Raw genomic sequence first — 9,371 nt, 5'->3', positions numbered from 1 at the left:
TGTTGATGGAAGCATTATACTACATTGGGACATTTTCCTTTGTGGTATATTAGGACATTATCATAAATGGTTCATAATTCAGTAAAATATGTGAATTTTAAGTTGACATTTCGTTGGTTATGGCATATGCTGATAGTAGCTAAGGAATGCGGTGAAATTCCATGCGGCGAAATGAAAGCCCCCAGAGTTGCAGCTCTGAGGGCTTTCTTGCTCGTTACGGTGAGTTGATCCGTTTAGGCTGTTGCTGCCTATTGTTTACCGTCCAGCCATTTGCATATGTAGTAGCTAACTACACCTGCTAAAACGGAAACAAGAAATGCGGTGAAAATTTCTTCCATGTGATTCACCTCCTTTCTGCTGGAGGCTCGGCAGCTTTTATAGTATAACATAAGGGCGGACAATTAGAGATAGCGTATAATAAATCTGGACATATAAAAAATATTGCATGTAAAGAAAAAACACTTGACACACATCGCAAAATACGGTATGATACCCAAGGTGATAACGAATGGAAAAGTTTGTAGAACGTACTTTGCTCTATGATTTTTACGGAGAGCTTCTTACGAAGAGACAGCAGCAGATCTACGAGAGTGTAGTTCTGGAGGATTATTCTTTAAGTGAGGTTGCAGAGGAACTGAATATCAGCCGTCAGGGCGTACATGATATGATCAGACGCTGTGACAAAGCACTGGAAGGATATGAAGAGAAGCTGCATCTGGTGGAGAAGTTTGTGAATATCCGGGGACAGGTACAGAAGATACATGAGCTTGCATCCGGATATCACGCTGATGATATTGAGGCAATATCCAATGTGATTTTAGAGGAGTTATAATTCATGGCATTTGAAAGCTTAACAGATAAACTTCAGAATGTATTCAAGAAGCTGAGAAGCAAAGGCCGTCTGACCGAAGAGGATGTTAAGATTGCTCTTAAAGAAGTTAAGATGGCACTCCTTGAAGCAGACGTTAACTTCAGAGTCGTGAAACAGTTCACGAAATCTGTACAGGAACGTGCAGTTGGACAGGACGTTATGAACGGACTGAACCCAGGCCAGATGGTCATCAAGATTGTAAATGAAGAGCTGGTTAATCTTATGGGAAGCGAGACTACAGAGCTTCCGATCAAGCCTGGCAATGATCTGACTGTCATTATGATGGCAGGTCTTCAGGGAGCTGGTAAGACCACTACGGCAGCCAAGCTTGCAGGTAAGATCAAGTCTAAAGGTAAGAGACCTCTTCTGGTAGCCTGTGACGTTTACAGACCCGCAGCGATCACTCAGTTGCAGGTAAACGGTGAGAAACAAGGCGTGGAAGTCTTTACCATGGGTGATAAACAGAGCCCGGTAGACATAGCCAAGGCAGCTGTTGCACATGCCAAGACGAATCAGCAGAATGTAGTGATCATTGATACAGCAGGACGTCTTCATGTCGATGAGGATATGATGCAGGAGCTTGCTGATATTAAGTCTAATATTGAGGTAGATGCTACAGTCCTTGTAGTAGATGCCATGACCGGACAGGATGCAGTCAATGTAGCCCAGACCTTTGCAGAGAAGGTTGGAATCGATGGAGTGATCCTGACCAAGATGGATGGTGATACCCGAGGTGGTGCAGCTCTTTCCATCAAGTCCGTAACTGGCAAGCCAATCCTGTATGTAGGTATGGGAGAGAAGTTATCCGATCTGGAACAGTTTTATCCGGAGAGAATGGCATCCCGTATCCTTGGTATGGGAGATGTAATGAGTCTGATTGAGAAGGCAGAAGCAGCCGTGGATCAGGAAGCAGCCCAGGAGATGTCCAAGAAGCTGAAGAAGATGGATTTTGATTTCAATGACTATCTTACCAGCCTTGAACAGATGAATAAGATGGGCGGAATCTCTAGTATTCTGAATATGCTCCCAGGTGTGGGAAGCAAGATGAAAGATGTGGAGAGCATGATCGATGAGAAAGCAATGGACAGAACCAAATCCATTATTCTTTCCATGACCCCACAGGAGCGTTCCAATCCGGGAATCCTAAACCTTTCCCGCAAGAATAGGATTGCCAGAGGCGCAGGTGTGGATGTTACAGAAGTCAATCGCCTTGTGAAGCAGTTTGAGCAGAGCAAGAAGATGATGAAGCAGATGCCGGGTCTCATGGGCGGCGGCAAAATGGGTGGTAAAAGAGGCGGCTTTAAGCTCCCTTTTTAACATAAAATAATTAAATTAACTAATAAAGAGAAAGTAAATTGGAGGAAAATTAAAATGGCAGTTAAGATCAGATTAAGAAGAATGGGACAGAAGAAAGCACCTTACTATAGAATCGTTGTTGCAGATTCCCGCAGCAAACGTGATGGAAGATGTATCGAAGAGATCGGAACATACGATCCGAACCAGGAGCCAAGCGTATGCAAGGTTGACGAAGAGGCAGCTAAGAAATGGCTTGCAAACGGTGCTCAGCCTACAGAGGTTGTTGCTAAGATCCTCAAACAGGCCGGAATCGAGAAATAATTTAAGGAGTATCTTAGAGGTTGCCAGAATGGTTCAGATTGCACAGTATTTTCTGTGAAAGTCGTGAACTGTAACCGGCAATTTTCAGGGGGTATTTCTGTGACGTCCAGATGAGGGCATTTTTGAATATGCTCCGGGGCGGGATCAGGGAGGTGTGTAATGAAAGAATTAGTAGAAGTAATTGCAAAATCTCTTGTTGAAAATCCGGACGAAGTAGTCGTTACCGAAACAGAAAAGGATGACGCTGTTGTTATCGAACTGAAGGTAGGACCATCTGATATGGGTAAGGTGATCGGACGTCAGGGCAGAATCGCCAAGGCCATCCGTACCGTAGTAAAAGCGGCTTCTTCCAAAAGCAGCAAAAAAGTGATTGTAGATATTCTGCAATGATAAGCAAGATATATGGATGCAGGAGCTGTGGAGACATGGCTCCTGTTTTTACTTATGAAAGTCCTGGACGGCAGACATATTCGTTTTTTGTAGAGGAGTTTTGAATGGAAGATTTATTAAAGGTTGGAGTAATTACCACCACTCATGGCGTGCGGGGAGAAGTAAAAGTATTCCCTACCACAGATCCGGAGCGTTTCCTGGATCTTGAATACGTGATTCTGGATGCTGGCAGAGAGATGAAAAAGCTGGAAATCCGTAACGTGAAATTTTTTAAGAATCTTGTGATCCTGAAATTTGACGGGATTGATAATATAAATGATATTGAAATGTACAAAGGCAGAGACCTGTGGGTTCCCAGAGAAGAAGCCCAGGAACTGGATGAAGATGAATATTACATCGGCGACCTGATTGGCATGGAAGTGGTTCTGGAGGACAACACCCATTTCGGAACCCTGAAAGATGTTATGGAGACAGGAGCCAATGATGTTTACGTAGTAGAGCTTCCTGATCATCAGGAAGTACTTCTCCCGGCAATCAGGGAATGCATCCTTGATGTTGACCTGGAGGAGAATGTGATGACGGTACATTTGATGAAAGGACTTTTGTAAATGAAATTCCATGTTTTGACCCTTTTTCCGGAAATGATCCGGAATGGAATGAACACCAGCATTACAGGACGTGCCATTAATGCAGGAATCCTTTCTGTGGAGGCCATAAATATCCGCGACTATGCTTTTAACAAGCACCAGAAAGTAGATGATTATACTTACGGCGGCGGTGCTGGAATGCTGATGCAGGCAGAACCGGTTTACCTGGCTTATGAAGCGATTGCCGAGAAAGCAGGGAAGCGCCCCCGTGTGGTTTATCTCACCCCGCAGGGACAGGTGTTTAATCAGCAGATGGCAAGAGACATGGCGAAAGAGGAAGACCTGGTTTTCCTTTGCGGTCACTATGAGGGAATTGATGAGCGTGTTCTGGAAGAAATTGTGACGGATTATGTGTCTATCGGAGACTATGTGCTTACAGGCGGCGAGCTTCCGGCCATGGTTATGATGGACTCTATTTCCCGCATGGTTCCAGGCGTGCTCAGCAATCAGGAGTCTGGCGAGACCGAGTCCTTTGCAGGAAACCTTCTGGAATATCCCCAGTACAGCCGCCCGGAAGAGTGGCATGGTAAAAAGGTTCCGGAGGTTCTTATGTCCGGTCATCATGCAAATATAGAGAAGTGGCGCAGAGAGCAGTCTATCATTCGTACAGCCAGAAGGCGTCCGGATCTGCTGAAAAAGGCAGATCTCACCAACAAAGAATGGAATTTTGTGCGGCAGCTGAAAAAGCAGTGGAAAGAGGAGGAATCCAAAGATGAGAACATCTGATTTTTACTATGAGCTCCCTCAGGAGCTGATCGCCCAGGATCCGCTGGAGGATAGAAGTTCTTCCAGACTTATGCATCTTTCTATGGCAGATGGCAGTATTGAGCATCGCCATTTCAGGGATATACTGGACTATCTGAATGAAGGTGATACTTTGGTTATCAATGATACCAAGGTTATTCCGGCAAGGCTTTACGGTCACAAGGAAGAGACTGGCGCAGTGATCGAAATCCTTCTTCTGAAAAGAAGAGAGAACGATATCTGGGAATGCCTGGTAAAGCCTGGCAAAAAGGCTCGTCCAGGTGCCAAAATCACATTTGGCGACGGCATTTTAGAGGGCGAGATCATCGACGTGGTGGACGAAGGCAACCGTCTGATCCAGTTCCATTATGAAGGCATTTTTGAGGAGATTTTGGACCAGCTGGGAGAGATGCCGCTGCCGCCATATATCACTCATAAATTAAAGGATAAGAATCGCTACCAGACTGTTTATGCAAAGAATGAGGGTTCCGCAGCAGCTCCTACAGCAGGTCTGCATTTCACCAAAGAACTTCTGGAACAGGTGAAAGCCAAGGGCGTAAATATTGCCCATGTAACGCTTCACGTAGGTCTTGGAACTTTCCGTCCGGTTAAAGTAGATGATGTAGAACAGCATCACATGCATTCTGAATTTTACATTGTGGAAGAAGACCAGGCGAAGCTGATCAACGATACCAAGAAAAATGGCGGACGTGTGATCGCAGTTGGAACTACCAGCTGCCGTACACTGGAGTCTGCAACTGGTGAGGATGGAGTCCTGAAATCCGGAAGTGGCTGGACTGAAATTTTCATCTATCCAGGCTATAAATTTAAGATGATCGACGGTCTGATCACCAACTTCCATCTGCCGGAATCCACACTGGTTATGCTGGTGTCTGCACTGGCTGGAAAAGAGAATATTCTGCATGCCTATGAGGTGGCAGTGCAGGAGAAGTACCGGTTCTTTTCATTTGGAGATGCGATGCTGATATTATAATCAAAAAATACCCCCGGAGCTTTCGCTCTGGGGGTGCTGAATAACATATTTTTTCTATCCGATCCAGGAACTTCTTTCCTGGATTTTTTTCATAATTCTGGTCTTTTCATCCCCTTCAGCAGGTGTTGGCTGGTAATTGTTATAGCCGTAAGCGGAGGAGATGGAACATGGGATGATATTTGTTACATTATCTGCTTTTACGCCGTCGTTTGAGATGGTAAAGGTCTGCTGGAAAATCATACTGTCCATGTCACTTGGGGCGCTGTTTCCGCCGAAGCAGAAGTTTCCAAGGCTGTATACAATATTCTTTCCTTTATATTCTTCAATTCCCTGAAGTACATGAGGATGATGTCCACACACAAGATCAGCACCAAGGTCAATGGCAAGATGTCCAAGTGTGGTCTGATTGGAGTCTGGAACGGTTTCTTTTTCATTTCCCCAGTGGAAGATAACGATGATCAGCTCTGCGCCATCTTCTTTTACCTTGGCAATGTTGTCTTTCAGCTGCTGTTCACGCTCTAGATGATCGTATAACTCATAGATTCCCACAAGACCTACTTTTACCCCTTTTATATCCATTACAGCCGTCTCATCATAGCCGAAATGAACAATTCCCTGGGCATCCAGGGCATCCATGGTATCCTGAAAGCTCTGCTCGCCGTAATCATGGCTGTGGTTGTTGGCTGTGTTTACTGCTTCTACAGAACTGCTGGAGTAAATTCCTGCAAAAGATGCGGGTGCTTTGAATGCGAAGGTTTTATCCTCGCGGCTGCTGCTGTCTGTGAAGGTTCCTTCATTGTTGGCGATAGTCAGGTCATCTGTTTCAAAAATGCTCTTTACATTCTGTAAAAAGTATTCTTTTCCATAATTTTCAAAATATGCATTCAGGCTGGTACTGTAATCGAAGGCTTCATCTGTACCAAGGGTACAGTCTCCCACAACGCTTATAGTAAGGGTGACTGGGGTGTCGTGCTTCGATTTTGTTGAAACAGTATCGCTGCTTTCGGAATCAGAAGATGAATCTGAGCTGTCACTGGAAGATTCTGCAGTCTGCTTAGCTCCATCGGCAAATGAAGAATCGTTCTTTTCGCTGTCAGAAGAAAGAGCAGAACCAGTTGTATTTTCGTCGGTTGCGTTGTTTATATTCGAAGAGTTTACACTCTTTGTCTTTCCTGCACATCCCCGGACGATCAGGAGCAGTACCACCAGCAGCAGGACACCACCTGCGGTCATACAGATCTGCCGGATTTTTTTCTGGCGCCGGCGGTAATATTTGGATTTTTTGTATAAATTCTTTTTCTTTTGCATACGTCTGTCCTCATATGGCTTTTGTATATGATGTCGCCGACAGGCGACGTGTTTGTTCCGTATAAACATTGAGGCAAAAATCCATAGGTCATGTTTTGAGTGAATAGCCCTGTGAACTTTTGCCTTTGATTTACATTACAATAATATTTATCTGAAGAATTTATCGTAATAACCCATCACGAAAATCAACAGTACAATAAGCGGCAGTACATAGGTAAGATATGGACGTGCCCACTTCGGGAATTTAATGCCGTTTCCTGTATCCGCTTCTTTGATGAAATTGTCCCATCCCCATCCGTAGCGGGTTACGCAGAACAGCAGGTAAACAAGGCTTCCAAGCGGAAGCAGGTTATTGGAGATGATGAAGTCCTCCAGATCCTGGATGGTGCTTCCTGCGCCCAGTGGCTGAAATCCGCTCCATACGTTGAAACCAAGTACGCATGGCATGGATAAAACAAAGATTGCAATTCCGTTTACCAGAACTGCCTTCTTACGGCTCCAGCTCCACAGATCCATGGCAAAGCTTAAGATATTCTCAAATACTGCAATGATGGTGGAGAGAGCTGCGAATGTCATAAAGATGAAGAACAGTGCACCCCAGAAACGACCGCCCATCATCTGGTTAAACATGTTCGGCAGTGTTACGAATACAAGTCCAACACCCTGTGTAGGGCTTACATTGTAAGCAAAGCATGCGGGGAAAATAATAAGTCCGGCCATCAGTGCCACGAAAGTATCCAGAATACCAATCTGGATGGATTCGCCCATAAGGCTGCGGTCTTTGTCGATATAACTTCCAAAGATTGCCATTGCGCCGATCCCAAGGCTCAAGGTGAAGAATGCCTGTCCCATAGCGGCATAAATACCGGAAAGCAGTCCGTTCTCTTTCAGACGGCCAAAATCCGGGAGAAGATAGAACTTAATACCCTCGATGGCACCTGGAAGCGTACAGCTCTTAACGCAAAGAACTACCATAATAGTAAGAAGACATACCATCATAACCTTTGTGATACGCTCAACACCTTTTTGCAGTCCCATGCAGCAGGTACCAAAACCGAATGCAGTTACGATTACCATCCAGAAGGTCATTTCTCCAGGATTGGAGAGCATGGTGTTAAATACGTTTCCTACCGCTTCTGTATCAAGACCTGTGAAGGTGCCGCTTGCTATTTTAAAGAAGTAAGCCAGCATCCAGCCGCCTACAGTGGTGTAAAACATCATCAGCATATAGTTGCCAAGCATGGCTCCATAGCTGTAAAGGTGCCATTTGGTGCCCTTTGGCTCAAGGAGATGGAAGCTTCTGGCAGCGGACTTGCGGCTTGCGCGTCCGACAGCAAATTCCATAACCATAATAGGCAGTCCAAGAATTACAAGGAACAGAAGATAGATCAGTACAAATGCTGCGCCGCCGTACTGTCCTGTTATATAAGGGAAGCGCCATACATTGCCGATTCCAATGGCGCAGCCGGCTGAAATGAGAATAAATCCAAGCCGGGATGAAAACTTTTCACGTTCTTTCATGTTGATTTCCTTCCTTTTTTCTATGTATGAATTCTGTGAAAAAGTATGGGACAAAAGTCTTTTTTACAGAAGAGCACACCTTTTAACAGTATAAGAATAAAATGGGTTTTCGTCAATAAATATCTTGAAAAAGAAGGGGGAAATGCTAAAATATATAGGATGTGCTTAAGGAGTGCCTGAGAGTCAGCTGTTTCGCGCCTATGGCGCTCCCGCAGCTGCCGACCGCATTCGTAATCCGGGCCATCGCCCTACTTACTCATACGGTCTAGCCCGTTCGATATCCAAGAGTTCGCTCGTGCAAGCATGGCTCATTTTTGGCTACCGTACGGGATTTTCATAATAAAATAGTAAATAAGAAGGGAAAACGACATGTTATATATAGGAAATCATACTTCATCATCTAAAGGCTATGCAGCCATGGGACGCCAGATTGTAAAAAATGGCGGCAACACGTTTGCATTTTTTACCAGAAATCCAAGAGGAGGGAATGCTAAAGCTATTGACCCTGCAGATGTGGCGAAGTTTCAGGAGATTGCCAGGGAGCATGAATTCGGCAAAATCGTGGCGCATGCGCCTTATACCTTAAATGCCTGCGCGGCCAAAGAAAATCTGCGGGATTTTGCCAGAAATACTTTTTCGGATGATCTGAAACGCATGGAAGCCACACCAGGAAATTATTATAATTTCCATCCAGGCAGCCATGTGGGACAGGGAATAGAGGTTGGAATTCAGAAGATTGCAGAAGTGCTGAATGCAGTTCTTACTGAAGAACAGACCACTACAGTTCTTCTTGAAACCATGGCTGGAAAAGGCTCTGAGGTGGGAAGCCATTTCCAGGAGCTTCGTGCCATCATGGACCTTGTAGAAAAACGCGATAAACTTGGAATCTGCCTGGATACCTGCCATGTGTGGGATGGCGGCTACGATATTGTAAACGACCTGGACGGTGTCTTAACTGAATTCGACCGCATCATCGGTCTCGACCACTTAAAAGCCATCCACCTAAACGACAGCCTCAACCCTCTTGGCAGTCACAAAGACCGCCACGCCAGAATCGGGGAAGGCCAGATTGGTCTTGATGCCCTTGTCCGTGTCATCCGGCACCCGGCATTGGAGGGAAAGCCTTTTATTCTGGAAACGCCTAATGATGATGAGGGTTGGACAAGAGAAATTGCACTTCTTAGGGAAAGATATTCAGAATAAATTGCTATTTAGTTGATTAAAAGTTCTTCAATGCGGACGCATTTGGACAATGTGTATTACTCACTCGCCGGCGCAA

At 45.1% G+C, this 9,371-nt stretch carries 10 protein-coding genes; 8 read left to right on the top strand and 2 right to left on the bottom strand.

Annotation, left to right across the window (positions count from 1 at the left end):
* Positions 1-508 precede the first annotated feature (508 nt).
* The 7 genes from ylxM to queA all read left to right on the top strand — a co-directional run bounded on the left by ylxM (position 509) and on the right by queA (position 5,263).
* Positions 509-832: a YlxM family DNA-binding protein gene (gene ylxM, locus AB5706_RS22600; protein WP_118578857.1), complete on the top strand. Its 324-nt coding sequence runs from the start codon at positions 509-511 to the stop codon at positions 830-832.
* Positions 833-835: 3 nt separating this feature from the next.
* Positions 836-2,188: a signal recognition particle protein gene (gene ffh, locus AB5706_RS22595; RefSeq protein WP_173771380.1), complete on the top strand. Its 1,353-nt coding sequence runs from the start codon at positions 836-838 to the stop codon at positions 2,186-2,188.
* A 54-nt stretch (positions 2,189-2,242) separates the two neighbouring features.
* Positions 2,243-2,488, top strand: coding sequence for a 30S ribosomal protein S16 (gene rpsP / locus AB5706_RS22590; protein WP_117852013.1), 246 nt, complete (start codon positions 2,243-2,245; stop codon positions 2,486-2,488).
* A gap of 159 nt (positions 2,489-2,647) precedes the next feature.
* Positions 2,648-2,878, top strand: coding sequence for a KH domain-containing protein (locus AB5706_RS22585; protein ID WP_021926512.1), 231 nt, complete (start codon positions 2,648-2,650; stop codon positions 2,876-2,878).
* Positions 2,879-2,982: 104 nt separating this feature from the next.
* Positions 2,983-3,486, top strand: a complete 504-nt coding sequence (rimM, locus tag AB5706_RS22580; RefSeq protein WP_173771382.1) for a ribosome maturation factor RimM — start codon at positions 2,983-2,985, stop codon at positions 3,484-3,486.
* On the top strand, positions 3,487-4,251 hold the full coding sequence (gene trmD / locus AB5706_RS22575) for a tRNA (guanosine(37)-N1)-methyltransferase TrmD (protein WP_173771384.1): 765 nt from the start codon (positions 3,487-3,489) through the stop codon (positions 4,249-4,251).
* Positions 4,238-5,263, top strand: a complete 1,026-nt coding sequence (gene queA / locus AB5706_RS22570; RefSeq protein WP_118578849.1) for a tRNA preQ1(34) S-adenosylmethionine ribosyltransferase-isomerase QueA — start codon at positions 4,238-4,240, stop codon at positions 5,261-5,263. The genes trmD and queA overlap by 14 nt, the downstream gene beginning before the upstream one ends.
* A 54-nt stretch (positions 5,264-5,317) precedes the next feature.
* Here queA and AB5706_RS22565 read toward each other — a convergent pair whose 3' ends face one another.
* A complete protein-coding gene (locus tag AB5706_RS22565; protein ID WP_173771386.1) occupies positions 5,318-6,571 on the bottom strand; it encodes a CapA family protein in 1,254 nt (417 codons plus the stop codon).
* Between the two features lie 147 nt (positions 6,572-6,718).
* Positions 6,719-8,092, bottom strand: coding sequence for a sodium-dependent transporter (locus tag AB5706_RS22560; RefSeq protein WP_173771388.1), 1,374 nt, complete (start codon positions 8,090-8,092; stop codon positions 6,719-6,721).
* Positions 8,093-8,461: 369 nt separating this feature from the next.
* Here AB5706_RS22560 and AB5706_RS22555 point away from each other — a divergent pair, with 369 nt between their 5' ends.
* Positions 8,462-9,295 carry a deoxyribonuclease IV gene (locus AB5706_RS22555; RefSeq protein ID WP_173771390.1) on the top strand — a complete coding sequence of 278 codons (834 nt, stop codon included), beginning with the start codon at positions 8,462-8,464 and terminating at the stop codon, positions 9,293-9,295.
* Positions 9,296-9,371 lie beyond the last annotated feature (76 nt).

The organism is Ruminococcus sp. RTP21484sp1_RTP21277st1_D2_RTP21277_210401 (assembly GCF_040924225.1).
GTDB lineage: Bacteria > Bacillota > Clostridia > Lachnospirales > Lachnospiraceae > Blautia_A > Blautia_A faecis.
This window is presented reverse-complemented; position numbering and strand designations above follow the sequence as displayed.